The sequence below is a fragment of the Pseudomonas sp. NFXW11 genome, from assembly GCF_049887815.1.
GTDB lineage: Bacteria > Pseudomonadota > Gammaproteobacteria > Pseudomonadales > Pseudomonadaceae > Aquipseudomonas.
In genome coordinates this window covers 194,658-213,383 of the sequence record NZ_JAGEKI010000003.1, presented here as the reverse complement: position 1 = coordinate 213,383, position 18,726 = coordinate 194,658, and the positions used below count along the sequence as shown (strand labels likewise).

At 64.3% G+C, this 18,726-nt stretch carries 16 protein-coding genes; 10 read left to right on the top strand and 6 right to left on the bottom strand.

All coding sequences use genetic code 11. From position 1 onward, the window contains the following. The first annotated feature begins 30 nt into the window (after positions 1 to 30). The 5 genes from parE (at position 31) to J4P02_RS06710 (ending at position 6,590) form a co-directional block, all read left to right on the top strand. Positions 31 to 1,932, top strand: a complete 1,902-nt coding sequence (gene parE, locus J4P02_RS06730) for a DNA topoisomerase IV subunit B (RefSeq protein ID WP_426188800.1) — start codon at positions 31 to 33, stop codon at positions 1,930 to 1,932. After that, positions 1,932 to 2,915, top strand: a complete 984-nt coding sequence (locus tag J4P02_RS06725) for an esterase-like activity of phytase family protein (protein WP_426188799.1) — start codon at positions 1,932 to 1,934, stop codon at positions 2,913 to 2,915. The genes parE and J4P02_RS06725 overlap by 1 nt, the downstream gene beginning before the upstream one ends. Then, positions 2,912 to 3,433, top strand: coding sequence for a retropepsin-like aspartic protease family protein (locus tag J4P02_RS06720; RefSeq protein ID WP_426188798.1), 522 nt, complete (start codon positions 2,912 to 2,914; stop codon positions 3,431 to 3,433). Before J4P02_RS06725 ends, J4P02_RS06720 begins: the two co-directional genes overlap by 4 nt. Positions 3,434 to 3,440: 7 nt before the next feature. Continuing rightward, complete coding sequence (gene parC, locus J4P02_RS06715) at positions 3,441 to 5,699, top strand: DNA topoisomerase IV subunit A (RefSeq protein WP_426188797.1); 2,259 nt, start codon at positions 3,441 to 3,443, stop codon at positions 5,697 to 5,699. Between the two features lie 177 nt (positions 5,700 to 5,876). Next, the gene (locus tag J4P02_RS06710; RefSeq protein WP_426188796.1) at positions 5,877 to 6,590 is read left to right on the top strand and encodes a PqiC family protein; all 714 of its coding nucleotides are present in this window, start codon (positions 5,877 to 5,879) and stop codon (positions 6,588 to 6,590) included. A gap of 206 nt (positions 6,591 to 6,796) precedes the next feature. Here the strand turns inward: J4P02_RS06710 and J4P02_RS06705 are convergent, their stop codons facing one another. After that, positions 6,797 to 8,323, bottom strand: coding sequence for an AhpA/YtjB family protein (locus J4P02_RS06705; RefSeq protein ID WP_426188795.1), 1,527 nt, complete (start codon positions 8,321 to 8,323; stop codon positions 6,797 to 6,799). Between the two features lie 132 nt (positions 8,324 to 8,455). Here J4P02_RS06705 and serB point away from each other — a divergent pair, with 132 nt between their 5' ends. Next, on the top strand, positions 8,456 to 9,670 hold the full coding sequence (serB, locus tag J4P02_RS06700; protein WP_426188794.1) for a phosphoserine phosphatase SerB: 1,215 nt from the start codon (positions 8,456 to 8,458) through the stop codon (positions 9,668 to 9,670). A gap of 72 nt (positions 9,671 to 9,742) precedes the next feature. On the opposite strand, the gene asd is transcribed toward serB, so the two are convergent. The 3 genes from asd to J4P02_RS06685 are packed head-to-tail and all read right to left on the bottom strand — an operon-like array spanning position 9,743 to position 13,020. Beyond that, complete coding sequence (asd, locus tag J4P02_RS06695; RefSeq protein ID WP_426188793.1) at positions 9,743 to 10,603, bottom strand: archaetidylserine decarboxylase; 861 nt, start codon at positions 10,601 to 10,603, stop codon at positions 9,743 to 9,745. Between the two features lie 19 nt (positions 10,604 to 10,622). Beyond that, complete coding sequence (gene rhdA / locus J4P02_RS06690; RefSeq protein WP_426188792.1) at positions 10,623 to 11,438, bottom strand: thiosulfate sulfurtransferase; 816 nt, start codon at positions 11,436 to 11,438, stop codon at positions 10,623 to 10,625. A gap of 43 nt (positions 11,439 to 11,481) precedes the next feature. Continuing rightward, positions 11,482 to 13,020, bottom strand: a complete 1,539-nt coding sequence (locus tag J4P02_RS06685) for an HDOD domain-containing protein (RefSeq protein ID WP_426188791.1) — start codon at positions 13,018 to 13,020, stop codon at positions 11,482 to 11,484. Between the two features lie 166 nt (positions 13,021 to 13,186). On the opposite strand from J4P02_RS06685, the gene motA reads away from it, so the two are divergent. Both motA and motB read left to right on the top strand, forming a co-directional pair. After that, the gene (motA, locus tag J4P02_RS06680) at positions 13,187 to 14,038 is read left to right on the top strand and encodes a flagellar motor stator protein MotA (RefSeq protein ID WP_426188790.1); all 852 of its coding nucleotides are present in this window, start codon (positions 13,187 to 13,189) and stop codon (positions 14,036 to 14,038) included. A gap of 3 nt (positions 14,039 to 14,041) precedes the next feature. Beyond that, positions 14,042 to 15,151, top strand: a complete 1,110-nt coding sequence (motB, locus tag J4P02_RS06675; protein WP_426188789.1) for a flagellar motor protein MotB — start codon at positions 14,042 to 14,044, stop codon at positions 15,149 to 15,151. A gap of 52 nt (positions 15,152 to 15,203) precedes the next feature. Here the strand turns inward: motB and rsgA are convergent, their stop codons facing one another. Continuing rightward, the gene (rsgA, locus tag J4P02_RS06670; protein ID WP_426188788.1) at positions 15,204 to 16,235 is read right to left on the bottom strand and encodes a small ribosomal subunit biogenesis GTPase RsgA; all 1,032 of its coding nucleotides are present in this window, start codon (positions 16,233 to 16,235) and stop codon (positions 15,204 to 15,206) included. 108 nt (positions 16,236 to 16,343) lie between these two features. Between rsgA and orn the strand changes: the two genes are divergently transcribed. After that, the gene (gene orn, locus J4P02_RS06665; protein ID WP_426188787.1) at positions 16,344 to 16,886 is read left to right on the top strand and encodes an oligoribonuclease; all 543 of its coding nucleotides are present in this window, start codon (positions 16,344 to 16,346) and stop codon (positions 16,884 to 16,886) included. Between the two features lie 119 nt (positions 16,887 to 17,005). Further along, positions 17,006 to 17,617, top strand: a complete 612-nt coding sequence (locus tag J4P02_RS06660) for a trimeric intracellular cation channel family protein (protein WP_058437896.1) — start codon at positions 17,006 to 17,008, stop codon at positions 17,615 to 17,617. On the opposite strand, the gene queG is transcribed toward J4P02_RS06660, so the two are convergent. Further along, positions 17,599 to 18,678 (bottom strand): tRNA epoxyqueuosine(34) reductase QueG, encoded by a 1,080-nt coding sequence (queG, locus tag J4P02_RS06655; protein ID WP_426188786.1) that lies wholly within the window; start codon positions 18,676 to 18,678, stop codon positions 17,599 to 17,601. The genes J4P02_RS06660 and queG overlap by 19 nt on opposite strands. Positions 18,679 to 18,726 lie beyond the last annotated feature (48 nt).

Genomic DNA, 18,726 nt, shown 5'->3' with positions numbered 1-18,726 from the left:
TTTTCATTGAACGACTAACGACGAGAACCCATGGCCACTCCCAGCGCTAGCTCCTATAACGCAGACGCCATCGAAGTCCTCTCGGGACTCGACCCGGTGCGCAAACGCCCGGGCATGTACACCGACACCACGCGGCCCAACCACCTGGCCCAGGAAGTCATCGACAACAGTGTCGACGAAGCCCTGGCCGGCCACGCCAAGTCGATACAGGTCATCCTGCATGCCGACCATTCCCTGGAAGTCTGTGACGACGGCCGCGGCATGCCCGTGGATATCCACCCGGAAGAGGGGGTGTCCGGGATCGAGCTGATCCTCACCAAGCTGCACGCCGGCGGCAAGTTCTCCAACAAGAACTACCAGTTCTCCGGTGGTCTGCACGGGGTGGGTATCTCGGTGGTCAACGCCCTGTCGACCCAGGTGCGGGTGAAGGTCAAGCGCGACGGCAACGAATACCAGATGACCTTCGCCGACGGCTTCAAGGCCACCGAGCTGGAAGTGGTCGGCACTGTGGGCAAGCGCAACACCGGCACCAGCGTGTACTTCGCCCCGGACCCGAAATACTTCGATTCGCCGAAGTTCTCCGTCAGCCGCCTCAAGCATGTGCTCAAGGCCAAGGCCGTGCTGTGCCCGGGGCTGCTGGTGAGCTTCGAGGACAAGTCCAGCGGCGAGAAGGTCGAGTGGCATTACGAAGATGGCCTGCGTTCCTACCTGGTGGATGCGGTCAGCGAATTCGAACGCCTGCCGGCCGAGCCGTTCTGCGGCAGCTTGGCAGGTAACAAGGAAGCCGTGGACTGGGCCCTGCTGTGGCTGCCCGAGGGCGGCGACAGTGTCCAGGAAAGCTACGTCAACCTGATTCCCACTGCCCAGGGCGGCACCCACGTCAATGGCCTGCGCCAGGGCTTGCTGGATGCCATGCGCGAGTTCTGCGAGTTCCGCAACCTGCTGCCGCGGGGCCTGAAGCTGGCCCCGGAAGATGTCTGGGAACGGATTGCCTTCGTGCTGTCGATGAAGATGCAGGACGCCCAGTTCTCCGGCCAGACCAAGGAGCGCTTGTCGTCCCGCGAGGCCGCGGCCTTCGTTTCCGGGGTGGTCAAGGACGCCTTCAGCCTGTGGCTCAATGCCAACCCCGAGCTGGGCATGCAACTGGCGGAGCTGGCTATCAGCAACGCCGGCCGCCGCTTGAAGGCCAGCAAGAAGGTCGAGCGCAAGCGCATTACCCAGGGCCCGGCATTGCCCGGCAAGCTGGCGGACTGCGCCGGCCAGGACCCGATGCGTTCCGAGCTGTTCCTGGTGGAAGGCGACTCCGCCGGCGGTTCGGCCAAGCAGGCGCGGGACAAGGAATTCCAGGCGATCCTGCCGCTGCGGGGCAAGATCCTCAACACCTGGGAAGTGGATGGCAGTGAAGTCCTGGCCAGCCAGGAAGTGCACAACATCGCCGTGGCCATTGGCGTCGATCCGGGCGCCGAGGACATGAGCCAGTTGCGCTACGGCAAGATCTGCATCCTCGCCGACGCCGACTCCGACGGCCTGCACATTGCCACCTTGCTCTGCGCCCTGTTCGTCCAGCATTTCCGCCCGCTGGTGAATGCCGGTCACGTGTATGTGGCCATGCCGCCGCTGTACCGCATCGACCTCGGCAAGGAAATCTACTACGCCCTGGACGATGCCGAGCGCGACGGCATTCTCGATCGCCTGGTGGCGGAGAAGAAACGCGGCAAGCCCCAGGTCACCCGATTCAAGGGCCTGGGCGAGATGAACCCGCCGCAGTTGCGTGAAACCACTATGGACCCGAACACCCGGCGCCTGGTGCAGTTGACCCTGGACGATGTCGAAGCCACTGCGGAAGTCATGGACATGCTGCTGGCGAAGAAGCGCGCCGGCGATCGCAAGTCGTGGCTGGAGTCCAAGGGCAACCTGGCGGTACTGGACTGATGCACAGGGGTATTGCCCTGGCCCTGGCGCTATTGGCAACCTCGGTGGTGGCCGCGCCGGCCCCCGAGCTGACCCTGCTTGCCGAGCATCCTGTGACGGGCATGCGCGGTGGCAACCTGTCGGGGCTGGCGCTCTGTGGCCAGGCGTTGTGGACGGTTTCCGACCGCGACGACGAGCAGATCTACAAGCTCGATACCCGGGACACTGTCTGGCAGGCCGAAACCGTCAAGCTCGACGTACCCCCGGTGCCGGACACTGGCTTGCCCTGGGGCCTGAAGTCGCGCACCTGGGCGGCGTCCTTCGTGCGCGGTGGCGACCTGGATTTCGAGGGCATAACCTGCGATGCCGCCGGTAACAAGTACCTGGTCAGCGAGGCTCACGCCTCGGTGCTGCAGGTGCCGGTGCAAGGTGTGCCGAACTGGCTGAAAATCTCCCCGATCATGGTTCGCGAGGCCCGTGCCAGTGGCATGCTGCTGCACTTCAACGCCTTGTTCGAAGGCCTGGCGGTGGACCCGGCCGGGGACCGTATCTGGCTGGCGGCGGAGCGCGAGCGGCGTGGCCTGCTATTGATCAAGCGCGGCCAGAGCACCTGGGATTGCGACGGTGGCTGCGTGCTGCTCAGCGAAGCCGGGGTGCTGATGCAGCCTGCGCAGATGCCCAATGCCAAGGCGGTGACTCGGGATTTCGCCGACCTGTCGCTGTTCGACGGCAAGCTGTTCACTCTGGAACGCAACGCCTACCAGATCTGCCGCCGCGACTCGCAGAGCGCCAAGGTCGAGCAGTGCTGGTCGTTCGCCGCCGAGGCCCTGAAGGAGCATCGACGTTATCCACAGCCCTATGGCCTGGCCGAGGCCCTGGTGGTGGACGCCGAGGGCGCCTGGATCGGCGTGGACAACAACAACGGTGCCCGCGCCGATGGCGAGGCCCGACCGATCGTCTGGCGCTTTGCCGCGCCTGCAGGCGGCTGGAGTGCCAAGCCATGAGTCAGCAACCGGGCAAGAGCGCCGGGCGGGTGATGCTGATCCTGGCCTGGGCCGCGGCGCTGTTCCTGGCCACGCGGTTCTTCGCCGATTGGGAGGCGCGCCAGGAGAACCCCAACACTGTCGTCACCTCGCAACAACATGAGGGTTACATCGAAGTGAAACTGGTGGGCAACGGCCAGGGGCATTTCGTCGCCAGTGGCCATATCAACGGCCAGCCGGTGCAATTCATGCTCGACACCGGTGCCACCGAAGTCTCGATTCCCCCAGGGCTGGCCGAGCGCCTGGGCCTGGAGCGCGGGCTGCCGGTGAGCCTGAGTACCGCCAATGGCCGCAGCGAGGGTTACCGCACTCGCATCGAGCGCCTGCAACTGGGGGACATCCTCCTGCGGGACGTCAGGGCCCTGGTGGCCCCGGGGCTCGACGGCGACCAGGTTTTGCTGGGCATGAGCGCGTTGAAGCAACTTGAATTTACTCAGCGCGGCGGCACCATGCTGCTGCGCCAGACCACGAACCAATGAGGCCCGCATGAGCGACTCCCTTGATCTCAGCCTGGATGGCGTAGAACGCCGGTCACTGGCTGACTTCACCGAAAATGCCTACCTCAACTACTCCATGTACGTGATCATGGACCGTGCTTTGCCGCATATCGGCGACGGCCTGAAACCGGTACAGCGGCGTATCGTCTACGCCATGAGTGAGCTGGGGCTGGATGCCGATTCCAAGCACAAGAAATCCGCGCGGACCGTGGGCGACGTGCTCGGCAAGTTCCACCCCCACGGCGACTCGGCCTGCTATGAAGCCATGGTGCTGATGGCCCAGCCGTTCAGCTACCGCTACACCCTGGTGGACGGCCAGGGCAACTGGGGTGCGCCGGACGATCCCAAGTCGTTCGCCGCCATGCGTTACACCGAGGCGCGGTTGTCGCGCTATTCCGAGGTGCTGCTCAGCGAACTGGGCCAGGGCACCGCGGACTGGGGGCCGAACTTCGACGGCACGCTGCAGGAGCCGCTGGTGCTCCCGGCGCGCTTGCCGAACATTCTGCTCAACGGCACCACCGGCATCGCCGTGGGCATGGCCACCGACGTACCGCCGCACAACCTGCGGGAAGTGGCCACGGCCTGCGTGCGCCTGCTGGATGAGCCCAAGGCCACGGTGGAACAGCTCTGCGAGCATATCCAGGGCCCGGACTACCCCACCGAAGCCGAGATCATCACCCCGCGTGCCGACCTGCTGAAAATCTACGAGACCGGTCGTGGTTCGGTGCGCATGCGCGCCGTGTATCGGGTCGAGGACGGCGACATCATCGTCACCGCGCTGCCGCATCAAGTTTCCGGGGCCAAGGTGCTGGAGCAGATCGCCGCGCAGATGCAGGCCAAGAAGCTGCCGATGGTGGCCGACCTGCGTGACGAGTCGGACCACGAGAACCCGTGCCGCATCGTGATCATTCCGCGTTCCAATCGGGTCGATCCCGAGGAACTGATGCAGCATCTGTTCGCCACCACCGAGCTGGAGTCGACCTACCGGGTCAACGTCAACATCATCGGCCTGGACGGCAAGCCGCAGTTGAAGAACCTGCGGGCGCTGCTGGTGGAATGGCTGGAGTTCCGCGTGGCCACGGTGCGCCGGCGCTTGCAGTTCCGCCTGGACAAGGTCGAGCGTCGCCTGCATCTGTTGGACGGTTTGCTGATCGCCTACCTCAACCTCGACGAGGTGATTCACATCATCCGTACCGAGGACCAGCCGCGGGCCAAGCTGATCGAACGCTTTGCCCTCAGCGAGATCCAGGCCGACTACATCCTCGATACCCGCCTGCGGCAATTGGCGCGGCTGGAAGAGATGAAGCTGCGGGCCGAACAGGACGAACTGCTCAAGGAACAGGCCAAGCTGCAAGCGCTGCTCAACAGCGAAGCGAAGCTGAAGAAACTGGTGCGCAGCGAGCTGCTGCAAGACGCCGAAACCTACGGCGATGACCGCCGTTCGCCGATCGTCGCCCGGGCCGAGGCCAAGGCACTGTCGGAAAACGAGCTGATGCCGACCGAGCCGGTGACCATCGTTCTGTCGGAAAAGGGCTGGGTGCGTTGCGCCAAGGGTCATGATATCGACGCTACGGGCCTGTCCTATAAGGCTGGTGATGGTTACAAGACCGCGGCACCCGGGCGCTCCAACCAGTTCGCGGTGTTTATCGACTCCACCGGCCGCAGCTATTCGGTGGCGGCCCACACCCTGCCGTCGGCCCGTGGCCAGGGCGAGCCACTGACCGGCCGCCTGACCCCGCCGCCGGGCGCGACCTTCGAATGCGTGCTGCTGCCGGACGACGACGCGCTGTATGTGATCGCCTCCGATGCCGGCTACGGCTTCGTGGTCAAGGGTGAAGACCTGCAAGCCAAGAACAAGGCGGGCAAGGCGCTGTTGAGCCTGCCGAACAACGCCAAGGTCCTGGCGCCGCGGCCGGTGGCCGATCGCGAGCACAACTGGCTGGCCTCGGTGACCACCGAAGGGCGCCTGCTGGTGTTCAAGATCAGCGACCTGCCGCAACTGGGCAAGGGCAAGGGCAACAAGATCATCGGCATTCCCGGTGAGCGAGTGGCCAGCCGTGAAGAGTACGTCACCGATATCGCGGTGCTGCCGGACGGCGCGACCCTGGTGTTGCAGGCGGGCAAGCGCACGCTGTCGCTGAAGGCCGACGACCTCGAGCACTACAAGGGTGAGCGTGGGCGTCGCGGCAACAAACTGCCTCGCGGATTCCAGCGGGTGGATGCGTTGTTGGTAGAGCCTCTCAGTTAAGCCTGGGGCAGAGCGTTCGATCTGCTATTTAAGCGGTGGATCGGCGCTTGAACACTGGAGTCATGGCGCATATTCACGGATGATATGCGCTTTCAAAAGCCGGCCTGGCCGGTGGTTATTCAGTTTTTTGCGTATTTACACTGTGGCCAGCCTGGTGGCCGCCACTTGGATGGGATGATGACTGCTCTGCGCCTTCCACTCGTATTCTTGCTCGCTGGGGTTCTTGGCCTGGCGGGTTGCAGCGTGCACCAGCCGGTGTCGCTGTATCAGCTGGACAGCGGAAGTCCAGCTCAGCCGGCCAGTGCCGGCATGTCGGTGTTGCTGGGCCCGGTGTTGATCGCCGACTACCTGCAACGTGAAACCCTGCTGCAGCGCCAGGACGATGGCAGCCTGCAAGCGTCCACCGATGGCCGCTGGGCTGGTAGCCTGTCTGCGGATATCGACCAGTTGCTGATGCGTCAGGTCGCCGGTCATCTGGACAGCCAGCGCGTGGTGCTGGCTCCGGCCACCAGCGGCTTCACCCCGGATGTGCAGGTGTTGCTGTCGATCACTCGCCTGGATTCCGGCAAGTCGCAGCCGGCGGTGCTGGATGCCCAGTGGCGCCTGCTCGACCGTCGCGGCCAGGTGCGGGACAACCGCATCGTCCACCTACAGGAACAGCACGCGGGCAGCACGGCTTCCCAGGTCCAGGCCCAGGGCGTGCTGCTGCAGCGCCTGGCCGAGCAATTGTCGGTGGCCCTCAAGCCCCTGGCCAACCAGCCAGCGGTAGCCGACGTGCCACGCAAGGCGCCGGCCCCTGCGCCAGCAGCCAAGCCGGTAGAGCACGAGAAGCAGCCGAAGATTCCGATGGCGGTGCCGATCCGTACCGATATGGAAGTGTTCAGGTTCTAAACGCCAGTTGTTGCATGACAAGGCCCGCCTATTGGCGGGCCTTGTCGTTTCTGCGGTGGGGCCTGGTCCATGGTCTTCACTGGCAAGCCAGCTCCTACGACGGGCCGCTGTAGGAGCTGGCTTGCCAGCGAAGGGCATCACCCCAGCCACCCGCCAGGCACAAAAAAGCCCGCACATGGCGGGCTTCTTGTCGCACGATTGCGGCCTTAGAGCTTGGCCCGAGTCTCGTGCATGCGTGCCAGTTGCCGCTCCAGCATCGACGGGTAGGGCTCCATCAGGCGCTCCACGCAGCAAGCACCTTCCGGGCTGGCGATTGGGCGGATACGCGCGCGCTGACGCAGCAGCACATCGTCGTTGACCTTGCGTTCCACCAGCAGCAGGTTGCGGCTGTGCTGGGACAGCGCCAGGGCGTCCTGGGCGGTTTCGGTCAGCAGCAGGTCGATCTGGCTCAGGCCGAACAGGTCGTCACCCAGGGTCAGGCCCAATTGCAGTTGCAGGGTGATGCCGCTGTCCGCCACTTCGATCTGCAGGGCATGGCCCAGGGCGCGCAGCAACTCGCCGCAGCAAATGGCATTGGTCAGGTAGTCGTCACCGCTGTCTTCGCTGTGGAACAGCATCAGCGTGCTGCCGTCATTAAGGGTGTGCAACTCGCTCTGATAGAGCTGCGCCGCTTGGTCGAGGCAGTCGCGATAGCGTTCCAGCAACTCGGTCAGGCGGGCCCGTGGCAGGCGTCGCAGTTGCTCCTGGGCGCCCAGTTGCACCGCCAGCACGGCGCTGTGCTGAGGCTGGCTCGGGGCCTGGGGCTGCGGCTTGGGGGCCGGTGCCGAGCTGTGGTCGCGCAGGTCGGCGAAGGGGTCTTCCTCGTCCTCGTCTTCCTCGGCGCTCACCAACTGCCGGGCAACCGGCTTGAGGCCGGCCACCGGGGCGCTTTCATCGAAGCTCGGATCGCGCAGGTTGCGCACTTCGAAGGCCGGTTCGTCCGCTTCGTCGTCCTGGTAATCCGCCGCCTGGAACGCGGGTTGCGCAGCAGGCTCGGGCTTTTCCGGAACCAGGCGCGCGTGCAGCTGGCGCGCCAGGTCGCCGATTTCATCCTGGCGCTGGGTGGCCGGGGTGTGTTCGTCCAGGTCCCGCAGCCATACCCGCAGTTGCAGTAGCGGAGTGGAGATATGCCGGCCCAGGCGCAGGCTCAGGGCAAGTGCCAGGGCCAGCAGGATGGCGCTGAGAATGCCCATGCTCTGCAGGCTGATGGTCATCGGCTGCTGGAACTGGGTCATGTCCAGGCTGATGCGCAGGTTGCCGGCGGTCACGTCCTGGAAGGTGATCTTGGTCTGGTACACGCCCTCGGTCTCACCCAGCAGGCTGCTCTTGGGGCGCTGGCCGGCCTCGGCGAGGATGCGGTTGTCGACGCTGTAGATCGCCGCATGGGCCACCAGCGGGTTTTTGGTCAGGTTATTGAGCAGGACATTGAGGCTGAGGATGTCGTTGGACACCAGGAGCTCGGTGGCCGAGGTGGCGGTCTGGGTGGTCAGGCTCTGGCCCAGGGCGTCAGCCTGTTCATGCATGGCTTGCTTGAATTGCAGGCCCATCACGCCGGCATAGATCACCAGGGCCAGGGCGACCAGGATCACGTTATGGCTGGCGATGCGCAATGCAATCGGCACACGGCGGTGGCGCAGTGCACGGAAGATCAGCAGGAAGAAGTTATCGGTTTTGACTGGCGTGGGCCGGTTCACTGAGCTCGGCTCTTTTGTCCGTGAATTTGACGCGCAGTATAGCGATAGGCCCTAGACCGGCAAAGCGCTGGCTGTGCCCGATGGTCAGCGAAAGTGGGTAGAATGCGCTTTTTTCCACCTCGGGGGTGCGCCTTGCGCGAAATTGTCCTGATAAACATCACCGGCGAAGATCGTCCTGGTCTGACGGCGGCCATCACCGGCGTTCTGGCCCAGGGCGGTGTGAACATTCTCGACATCGGTCAGGCCGTGATCCACGACACACTGTCGTTCGGCATCCTGGTGGAGATACCCGGTGATGAGCAGAGTTCGTCGGTGCTCAAGGACGTGCTGTTCACGGCCTACAAGCTCGACCAGCAGGTGCGCTTTACCCCGGTGTCCGAGGCGGACTACCAGCTATGGGTCGCCGGCCAGGGCAAGCAGCGCCATATCGTTACCCTGCTGACCCGCAAGGTCACCGCCGAGCAGTTGCAGCGAGTGAGCTCGATCACTGCCAAGTACGGCTTGAACATCGACCATATCGATCGCCTGTCCGGGCGCATGCCCCTGGATACCCCGGCCGACCAGGGCAAGGGCTGCATCGAGTTCTCGGTACGTGGCGAAGCCGCTGATCCGCAGGCACTGCGGGCCGAGTTCCTCAGCGTGGCCCAGGAACTGAACGTCGATATCGCCTTCCAGGAAGACTCGCTGTTCCGTCGTAACCGCCGCCTGGCGGTGTTCGACATGGACTCGACGCTGATCGAGGCCGAGGTCATCGACGAGCTGGCCAAGGCCGCCGGGGTGGGCGACCGGGTGGCCGAGATCACCGAGCGGGCGATGGCCGGCGAGCTGGATTTTCGTGCCAGCTTCAAGGAGCGCCTGGCGCTGCTCAAGGGCCTGGATGTCAAGGTGCTGGACTCCATCGGCGCTTCCCTGCGCCTGACCGAGGGCGCCGAAACCCTGTTCGCCGAGCTCAAGCGCCTGGGCTACAAGACCGCGATTCTCTCTGGTGGCTTCACCTACTTCGCCAAGCAACTGCAGGCCAAGCTGGGCATCGACTATGTGTTCGCCAACGAGCTGGAAGTGGTGGACGGCAAGGTGACGGGCGTGGCGGTCGAGCCGATTGTCGACGCCCAGCGCAAGGCTGACCTGCTGCGCGAGCTGGCGCACAAGGAAGGCCTGCGCCTGGAGCAGACCATCGCCGTGGGTGATGGCGCCAACGACCTGCCGATGCTGGGTATTGCCGGTTTGGGCGTGGCCTTCCGTGCCAAGCCGCTGGTCAAGCAGTCGGCCAAGCAGGCGATCTCCACCCTGGGCCTGGACGGTGTGCTCTACCTGCTGGGCTTCCGCGATCGCGACGGCCAGCTCTGAGTCGCCGGGATACTCCCCGGGCATAAAAAAACGCCGCTGATCAGCGGCGTTTTTTTGTCCAGCGTTCAGGCATCAAGCCTTGGGCAGGCCTAGGCCCTGGCCCATGCGCACTGGCGAACCGGCAGCCAGTTCCTCGGCCCACTGCACCTGGCCTGGGCCAAACAGCACGATGGCGGTGGAGCCCAGCTTGAAGCGGCCCATTTCGGCGCCTTTCTCCAGATGGATCGGTGCCCGGGCGGCTTCGTCGTAGCGCACTGTCTTGAGTTCGCGCTTGGGCGGCGTGACCAGGCCGGCCCAGACGGTTTCGATCGAAGCGACGATCATCGCCCCCACCAGCACCAGGGCCATCGGCCCGCGTTCGGTGTCGAAGATGCACACCACGCGTTCGTTGCGGGCGAACAGCTCGGGCACGTTCTCGGCGGTGGTCTGGTTCACCGAGAAAATCCGCCCCGGTACATAGACCATTTCGCGCAGGGTGCCGGCCAGGGGCATGTGCACCCGGTGGTAGTCCTTGGGCGACAGGTAGATGGTGGCGAAGTCGCCGCCCATGAAGGGCTGGGCCAGGGCCGGGTCGCCGCCCAGCAGTTCCAGCACGCTGTAGCTGTGGCCCTTGGCCTGGAATACCCGGCCGTGTTCGATCGGGCCCAGCTGGCTGACGGCACCGTCGGCGGGGCTGAGCACGGCGCCAGGGGTTGGGTCCAGTGGCCGTACGCCGTCTTTCAGGGCTCGGGTGAAGAAGGCGTTAAAGTGCTCGTAGGCGGTCACGTCCTCGACCTGGGCCTCCGACATATCCACCTGATACTGCTTGGCGAACCAGCTGGTGAAGGCATTCTTGAACCAGCGCACGCGGCACTCGGCGATGCAGCCGGCCAGGCGCGACAGCAGGTGATGAGGCAGCAGGTACTGGCTGATGATGAACAAGCGCTTTTTCATTGGGTGTCCTTAAAAAACCTTAAATCTCTACAGGCGTATCGGGATGGTTGCCCCATTCGCCCCAGGAGCCGGCGTAGCCCTTGACCCGTGGATAACCCAGCGCCTTGGCCACCAGGTAGGTGAAGCCGGAGCGGTGGTGGGTCTGGCAGTGGGTGATCACTTCTTTGTCTTTGCTGATACCCAGGTCGGCGAGGATCTGTGGCATGTCGCGGCGGATGCGCAGGTGCCGGGCCTGGTCCATGCCGGCGGTCCATTCGAAATTCACTGCGCCGGGAATATGCCCGCCCTTGGCGGCCAGGACCTTCTCGCCGGAATACTCCAGCGGGCCACGGGCGTCCCAGATTGCCAGGTCGGCGGCGCCGAGGCGGCTTTGCAGGTATTCGCGGGTGGCGGTGGGTTCGTCGTGCAGGGTCAGTGGCACCGGGCCGCCCGCTGCGGCCGGAACCTCGGTGGACATCGGCAGGCTTTCCGCCAGCCAGGCCGGGAGGCCGCCATCCACATAGTGGTAGTGGCGGTGGCCGATTACGTCCAGCAGCCAGATGAAGCGCCCGGCCCAGCCACCGCCTTCGTCGTCATACACCACATAGACCGCGTCGGGGTTGTGCCCGAGCTCGCCGAACAGGGCCTCGAGGGCGGTTTTCGCCGGCAGCAGGCCGGGGGCCGGGGCCTGGCCCAGCTGGGTGCGCTTGGGGTCGACGAAGCGTGCCCCGGGAATGTGCCCGTTGGCGTAGCGGGCGGCGCTGGTGAGGTCGACCAGGATCAGTTCGCGGGCGTCGAGGCGGGCGAGCAGCTCGCTCGGTTCGATGACCAGCGGCAAGCCGGAAAAATCAGACATGTCAGGTCCCCAGGGCACAAAGGGTGGGATTGTAGCGCAAGCGTCACTGGCTGCGGTTGGTAAAGCTGTGCAAGGCTTTTTCGATGCACTGGGCGGTCTTGCCGAAGGCCTGGACGCTGACTTCGGCGAAAGGTGCGCCGCCCTGGTCGGCCACTGCCAGCATCAGCACCCGGCCGTTGCAGGACAATGAGCGGATCAACAGGTGGTCGCCGCGGAACAGCTGGCGCAGCGGCCCTGGCACATGGGGCCAGAACTGCCCTTTGTTGCTCGGCCCCAGGCGTACCTGGGCGGACTTCTCCAGCAAGCGCTGCAACAGTGTGCTCTGCTTGGCTTGCAGGGTCATGCCGGCGGCCTCGCCGGGCAGGCCGAAAAGTTGCTGCACCCGCAGATGGCTGAGGCTGCGGTCGACCATCAGCAGCATCACCCGCTGCATGCCACAAGCTGCCAGGGCATCCCGGGCAAAGCCGGTGAGGTGCACGGCATTGGTGAAGGGGCTGGGCTCCAGCAGCAGTTCGCTGCAGAGCTTGCGCCACTTGGCCAGTTGTTCCGCCGTGGGTGGGTGGGCCGGTTGCTCGCCAGGGTGCAGGCGGCGTGCGTCCCAGGGCCAGAGCAGGGCCTGGGCCGGGTGCCAGAGGTCGGGCTGGGCGTCGTTGCGGGCGCTTTGCGCGGCTTGCTGGTGCAGCTGTTGCTGAACCTCGGCCAGGGGGAGTTGCAGGTACAGCGCCGTGAGGTTCTGCCAGCGGCGGCCGTGGGCGTTGTTCCAGGAATGCTGTGCCGCCAGTGCCAGGCCGTTGGCCAGGAGCACGGTGTTGGCGGGCTGGTTCAGCCAGCGTCGCAGGTCCGGTTCGGCATCCAGGCGCTGTTGCTGGCGCAGCGGGTTGTGGTGGTCGCGAGCGATCAGCATGACCTTGGCCAGCAGGTGCTGTTCCTGGGTCAACAGGCGATAGCCCTGCTGGACCCAGATCGGCAGATGCCAGGCCTGCACCAGGGCCTGGCACATTTCCATCAGGCGCACGCCGAACAGCTGCAGTTCGACTTCCCGAGCCGACTCGTGCTTATAGATGACCCGCAGCTCCCATTCTTCCAGCAGCTTGGGGTAGACCAGGGCCATGGCCCACAACGGCGAGAGAAACAGCAGGCTGCCCCAGTGGATGTCTTGCCAGAGCCGGGCCAGGCGCCCGGCGAAGAAGCCGCTGGCTTGCTGGCTGGCGTGCTGGCTGATCATTTGAAACTGGCGCAGCGCCTGGGGAATCTGTTCTTCGGGCAGGGTCGGCAGTTGTTCCAGCAGTTCCTCGGTGCGCTTGAGGCCGAGACGGTTGACCGCGACTTCGAGGTTCTCCGCGGGCTCGCTCATGCTGCCATGGGTGTGTCGGTTGGCTTCGCGGATCAGGCTCAAGGCCAGCGCCGGGCTGTCCTGCATCAGATCGACGATATCGCGCAGCGAACTTCTATTGTTGGCAATGGCTCGGCAGACCCGATCATGGCTGCCCTGGGGCACCGGCAAGCGCACGCCATTGAGAAGCCTTACCCAGGCATCCAGAGAGCTGGGCGGGGAATGTGGAACGCTGGTTTCATTAGACATGGCTGGGCGTAATCATCGTCTGCTGTGAACACGCCCAGAGCGGGCCAAACTGGCTTTTCGCCTTAACTGGCTATAGTCTGGCGCAGTTTTGCCGATAAGTAGAAGAAGAGTTTTAAGAACTTCCGAATATGACCTTGAACCCGACTCAATAAGTACTCCTCCTACTATGGCTAAAATAATCGGCATCATCGTCGTATTCGCGAGCGTGCTCGGCGGATACGTGCTCTCCCACGGCAAAATCGCAGCGCTGATCCAGCCTTTCGAGGTTCTGATCATCGGCGGTGCGGCCTTCGGTGCATTTCTCCAGGCGAACCCGGGCTACATGACGATGCACGTCATCAAGAAGTCCCTGGGCATGTTCAGCTCGCGTTTTACCCACACCTTCTATTTGGAAGTGCTGGGCCTGATCTACGAGATCCTCAACAAGAGCCGTCGCGAAGGCATGATGGCCATCGAAGGGGACATCGAAGACGCAGCCGCCAGCCCGATCTTCGCCAAGTACCCGGCAGTGCTCAAGGATGAACGCATGACCGCGTTCGTGTGTGATTACCTGCGCATCATGTCCTCCGGCAACATGGCCCCCCACGAACTGGAAGGCTTGTTCGACATGGAGCTGCTGAGCCTCAAGGAAGAACTCGAGCACCCGTCTCACGCAGTGACCGGGATCGCCGACGGCATGCCCGGCTTCGGTATCGTCGCGGCGGTACTGGGGATTGTGGTGACCATGGCGTCCCTGGGCGACGGCGACCAGAAGTCCATCGGCCTGCACGTAGGTGCGGCGCTGGTAGGTACCTTCTTCGGTATTCTCGCGGCCTACGGCTTCTTCGGCCCGCTGGCCAACTCCCTGGCCCACGATGCCAAGGAAGAGCTCAACGTCTACGAAGCCATCAAGGCTTCCCTGGTGGCCTCGGCTTCCGGCATGCCGCCGTCGTTGGCGGTGGAGTTCGGGCGCAAGGTTCTGTACCCGTCGCACCGTCCTAGCTTCGCCGAGCTGGAACAAGCGGTTCGCGGTCGCTAAGTCATGGAAAATAATCAGCCGATTATCATCAAGCGCGTCAAGCGCTTTGGCGGCGGACACCACGGGGGCGCATGGAAGATCGCCTTCGCCGACTTCGCCACGGCGATGATGGCGTTCTTCCTGGTGCTGTGGTTGCTGTCCACCGCGACCCCGGAACAGAAGATCGCCATTGCCGGCTACTTCAAGGACCCGGTCGGCTTCTCTGAAAGCGGCACGCCCTACATCATCGATCTGGGCGGCTCGCCGCAGCTGGCGCCGGAGAACACCCTGAACCCTGAGGTCAAGTCCCAGCCACAGCCGGACAAGGTCACAGTGGATGCCGACCAAGTGGAGGGCATGGCCGAGCAGGTCGAGCGCGAGCGTCTCGAACTGCTGCTGCAGGAGTTGCAGAACAAGGTTGAAGAGAACCCGCAACTGCAGAAGTTCAAGGACCAGATCCTCTTCGAGATCACTCCGGATGGTTTGCGGATCCAGATCATGGATGCCGAGAACCGGCCGATGTTCGACTCTGGCAGTGCGCGTCTGAAACCCTATTTCGAAGACATCCTGCTGGCCATGGCCGACACCATCAAGGCGGTGCCGAACAAGATCAGCATCAGCGGCCACACCGATGCCAAGCCGTATTCGGGCACTGGCGACTTCGGTAACTGGGAACTGTCGGCCAACCGTGCCAACGCTGCACGGCGTGCATTGGTGGCTGGTGGTTATCCTGATCCGCAAGTGGCACGGGTGGTGGGCTTTGCTTCTTCGGCGCTGTTCGATCGCAAGGACCCGTTCAATCCGGTCAACCGGCGCATCGACATTGTGGTGCTGACCAAGAAGGCCCAGCGCGCCATCGAAGGCGAGCAGACCGATCCCAACGCTCCGGCGCCGAACCAGGGCAGCGGTGCTCCGGGCGAAGTGCCGGGGGCTGCGGTCGATCCCCATGCCTTGCCGCCGGGCAGCGAACCGCTGCCGGCCCACGAGGTGCGCCAGCGCATGAACATCTTCGAGGATGGTGTGCTGAAGATGGACGAGCAGGGCAGTGCAGCCCAGGCGCCGGCACCCGCTGCGGCGCCGGCATCGCCGGCTGCCCCTGCTGCCGCACCGGCAGCTCCGGTAACGCCGAAGTGACAAACAACAAGGCCGCGATGATCGCGGCCTTGTTGTTTCTATGGCAGAGGTTTCAGTAGCTGCTGTCGGGCAGGCTGGCGAGGATCGAGCGGTAGCTGTTCATCCGCTGTTGCTGGATGCGCCCGTCTTCCAGGGCCTTGAGCAGCGCGCAGCCCGGTTCGCGATCATGCTTGCAGTCACGGAAGCGACAGGTGCCCAGCAGGTCGTTGAACTCGATAAAACCGGCCTCGACATCGGCGCGGCTGACATGGCCCAGGCCGAATTCGCGAATGCCGGGGGAGTCGATCAGTTCGCCGCCGCCGGGGAAATGGAACAGTCGCGCGGTGGTGGTGGTGTGGGTGCCCTGGCCGGAGAACTCCGACAGCGGGCCAACCCGGGTCTCGACTTCCGGTAGCAGGCTGTTCACCAGGGACGATTTGCCCACCCCGGACTGACCGACGAATACGCTGATGCGGCCATCGAGCAGGGCCTGCAACTGCTCCATGCCGTCGCCGTGATGAGCCGAGACTTCCAATAGCGGGTAACCCAGCTGGCGATACACGGCCAGCAAGGCATTCAACGCGGGGGCGTTCTGCTCATCGATCAGGTCGGCCTTGTTCAGCAGCAGCAAGGGGCGGATACCCGCGTGCTCGGCCGCCACCAGGTAACGGTCGATCAGGTTGGCGTGGGGCTCGGGCATGGGCGCGAACACAATCACGATCATGTCGACGTTGGCCGCCACCGGCTTGAGCTGGCCGCGGCTGTCCGGGCGGCACAGCTCGGTGCTGCGCGGCAGTTGCGCGACGATCACCCCGATGCCCTGGTTGCCGGCGCGCCAGACCACCTGGTCGCCGGTCACCAGCGCCGGCAGGTTGGCCCGCAGGTGGCAGCGGAAGACCTGGCCGGCCAGCTCGCCTTCGCGGGCCTCGACCTCGACCTGGACGCCGAAGTGGGCAATCACCAGGCCGGTCTGTTCCGGCCCCAGGTCGCCCCCTTCCAGGGCCTCGACGGCAGAGGACTCGCGTTTGGCGGCGCGGGCAGCGCGCTCACCTTGAATCTTTTCGATGCGCCAGTTCTGGCGTCGATTGAGCTGGCGTTTGGCCATTGGTGTTCCGTGTCGATAATTACGGCGGTTGGGTAAAACGGCGGCGAGTTTAGCACGCCGGGCAGGCCCTCTAGGCTAAACTGCGCAACTACGCCGAGGAGCCCAGCCATGCAAAACCCGCAAAACCTGATTTGGATCGATCTGGAAATGACCGGTCTGAACCCCGACACCGACGTCATCATCGAGATGGCCACCATTGTCACCGACAGCAACCTCAACACCTTGGCTGAAGGACCGGTCATCGCCATCCATCAGAGCGACGAGATTCTCGCCGGCATGGACGAGTGGAACACGCGCCAGCACGGCGGTTCCGGCCTGACCCAGCGGGTGCGTGACAGCCGCATCAGCATGGCCGAGGCCGAGGCCCAGACCATCGCCTTCCTCGAGCAGTGGGTGCCCCGTGGCAAGTCGCCGATCTGTGGCAACAGCATCTGCCAGGACCGGCGCTTTCTCTATCGCCATATGAAGTCCCTGGAAAGCTACTTCCACTACCGCAATCTGGACGTATCGACCCTCAAGGAACTGGCCGCACGCTGGGCCCCCGAGGTGCGCGACAGCTTCAAGAAGGGCAGCACCCACCTGGCCCTGGACGACATTCGCGAGTCCATCGCCGAGCTGCAGCATTACCGCAAGCACTTCATCAAGTTCTGATCCGCAGGCGTCGGCTTGCCGGCAAACGGGCGCGCGGGGTAGCTCGCGCCCGTACCTGCCCTCTTTTGGTGCCCGCTTCAACTGAGTAGACTGCGCGCCTTCCCGTAAGGACCGCCACCATGCTGTTGATGCTCTATCTGATCGCCATTACCGCCGAAGCCATGACTGGCGCCCTTTCTGCCGGCCGCCGCGGCATGGACTGGTTCGGTGTGGTGCTGATCGCCTGTGTCACGGCGCTGGGTGGTGGTTCGGTGCGCGATATGCTGCTCGGCCACTACCCGCTGACCTGGGTCAAGCACCCCGAGTACCTGGTGCTGACGTCGGTGGCGGCCCTGGTGACCATCTTTATCGCGCCCTTGATGCGCCACCTGCGTTCGCTGTTCCTGGTGCTCGACGCCGTGGGCCTGGTGGCCTTCACCCTGATCGGTTGCATGACCGCCCTGGAAATGGGCCATGGCATGCTGGTGGCCTCGGTCAGCGGGGTAATCACCGGGGTCTTTGGCGGCATCCTCCGGGATATCTTCTGCAACGACATTCCGTTGATCTTCCGTCGCGAGCTGTATGCCAGCGTGTCCTTCGCCGCCGCCTGGTGCTACATGCTGTGCATCTATCTGCAATTGCCCAGCGAGCAGTCGATCCTGGTGACCTTGTTCGGCGGCTTTCTATTGCGCCTGCTGGCGATCCGGTTTCACTGGGAAATGCCCAAGTTCGTCTACAACGACGAACACTGACGGTTGGCGTGCTGGGCCAGGGCCCACTGCACGTGCTCGCGCACCAGTTCCGAGGGGTAGTCCTGGCGGGCCTTGAGGGCTTCCAGCACGGGGATGCTCGATGGCGCATTGCCCAGGCCCACCGCCAGGTTGCGTAGCCAGCGCTCGTAGCCGGCGCGGCGCAGGGGCGAGCCTTCGGTGCTGCTGAGGAACTGGTCTTCGTCCCACATGAACAGCTCCGCCAGTTCGGCGTTGTCCAGGTTGTGCCGGGGCTTGAAGTCGCCTTCCCCCGATGGGCGGGCGAAGCGATTCCAGGGGCAGACGATCTGGCAGTCGTCGCAGCCGAAGACCCGATTGCCGATCAGCGGTCGCAGGTCTTCGGGGATGGCGCTCTTGAGCTCGATGGTCAGGTAGGAAATGCAGCGCCGGGCATCCAGTACATAGGGGCCGACAAAGGCCTGGGTGGGGCAGATGTCCAGGCAGGCGCTGCAACGTCCGCAGTGCTCCGTGGCGTGGGGCGGGTCCACCGGCAGCGGCAGGTCGACGAACAGTTCGGCGAGGAAGAAATAGCTGCCGGCCTTGCGGTTGAGCACCAGGGTGTTCTTGCCGATCCAGCCGAGCCCGGCCTGTTCGGCGATGGCTTTTTCCAGCACCGGGGCGCTGTCGACGAAGGCGCGATAGCCAAAGGGGCCGATGACTTGCTGGATGCGCTCGGCCAGTTGCTGCACGCGCTTGCGGATCAGCTTGTGGTAGTCGCGACCCAGGGCATAGCGCGAAACATAGGCCTTGGAAGGTTGCGCCAGGCGTTGGGCCATCTGGGTGTCGCCGGGCAGGTAGTCCATGCGCAGCGACACCACGCGCAAGGTGCCGGGCACCAGCTGGTCGGGATGGGAGCGTTTGCTGCCGTGGGCGCCCATGTAGTCCATCTCGCCGTGGTAGCCGGCGGCGAGCCAGCGTTCCAGGTGCTGCTCGTGCTCGGCCAGGTCCAGGCCGCTGATGCCGACTTGTTGAAAGCCCAGTTCGCGGCCCCAGTCCTTGATCGATTGGGCGAGAGCGGGAAGATCCTGGGTAATGACGGACATGAGGCAAGAGAAACCGGGGACTTAAGGTGCGTATAATTCTGCCAGACA

Coding starts and splice junctions, on each gene's coding strand:
- parE (WP_426188800.1), top strand. CDS start 31: ATGGCCACTCCCAGCGCTAGCTCCTATAACGCAGACGCCATCGAAGTC.
- J4P02_RS06725 (WP_426188799.1), top strand. CDS start 1,932: ATGCACAGGGGTATTGCCCTGGCCCTGGCGCTATTGGCAACCTCGGTG.
- J4P02_RS06720 (WP_426188798.1), top strand. CDS start 2,912: ATGAGTCAGCAACCGGGCAAGAGCGCCGGGCGGGTGATGCTGATCCTG.
- parC (WP_426188797.1), top strand. CDS start 3,441: ATGAGCGACTCCCTTGATCTCAGCCTGGATGGCGTAGAACGCCGGTCA.
- J4P02_RS06710 (WP_426188796.1), top strand. CDS start 5,877: ATGACTGCTCTGCGCCTTCCACTCGTATTCTTGCTCGCTGGGGTTCTT.
- asd (WP_426188793.1), bottom strand. CDS start 10,603: ATGAAAAAGCGCTTGTTCATCATCAGCCAGTACCTGCTGCCTCATCAC.
- rhdA (WP_426188792.1), bottom strand. CDS start 11,438: ATGTCTGATTTTTCCGGCTTGCCGCTGGTCATCGAACCGAGCGAGCTG.
- J4P02_RS06685 (WP_426188791.1), bottom strand. CDS start 13,020: ATGTCTAATGAAACCAGCGTTCCACATTCCCCGCCCAGCTCTCTGGAT.
- motA (WP_426188790.1), top strand. CDS start 13,187: ATGGCTAAAATAATCGGCATCATCGTCGTATTCGCGAGCGTGCTCGGC.
- motB (WP_426188789.1), top strand. CDS start 14,042: ATGGAAAATAATCAGCCGATTATCATCAAGCGCGTCAAGCGCTTTGGC.
- rsgA (WP_426188788.1), bottom strand. CDS start 16,235: ATGGCCAAACGCCAGCTCAATCGACGCCAGAACTGGCGCATCGAAAAG.
- orn (WP_426188787.1), top strand. CDS start 16,344: ATGCAAAACCCGCAAAACCTGATTTGGATCGATCTGGAAATGACCGGT.
- J4P02_RS06660 (WP_058437896.1), top strand. CDS start 17,006: ATGCTGTTGATGCTCTATCTGATCGCCATTACCGCCGAAGCCATGACT.
- queG (WP_426188786.1), bottom strand. CDS start 18,678: ATGTCCGTCATTACCCAGGATCTTCCCGCTCTCGCCCAATCGATCAAG.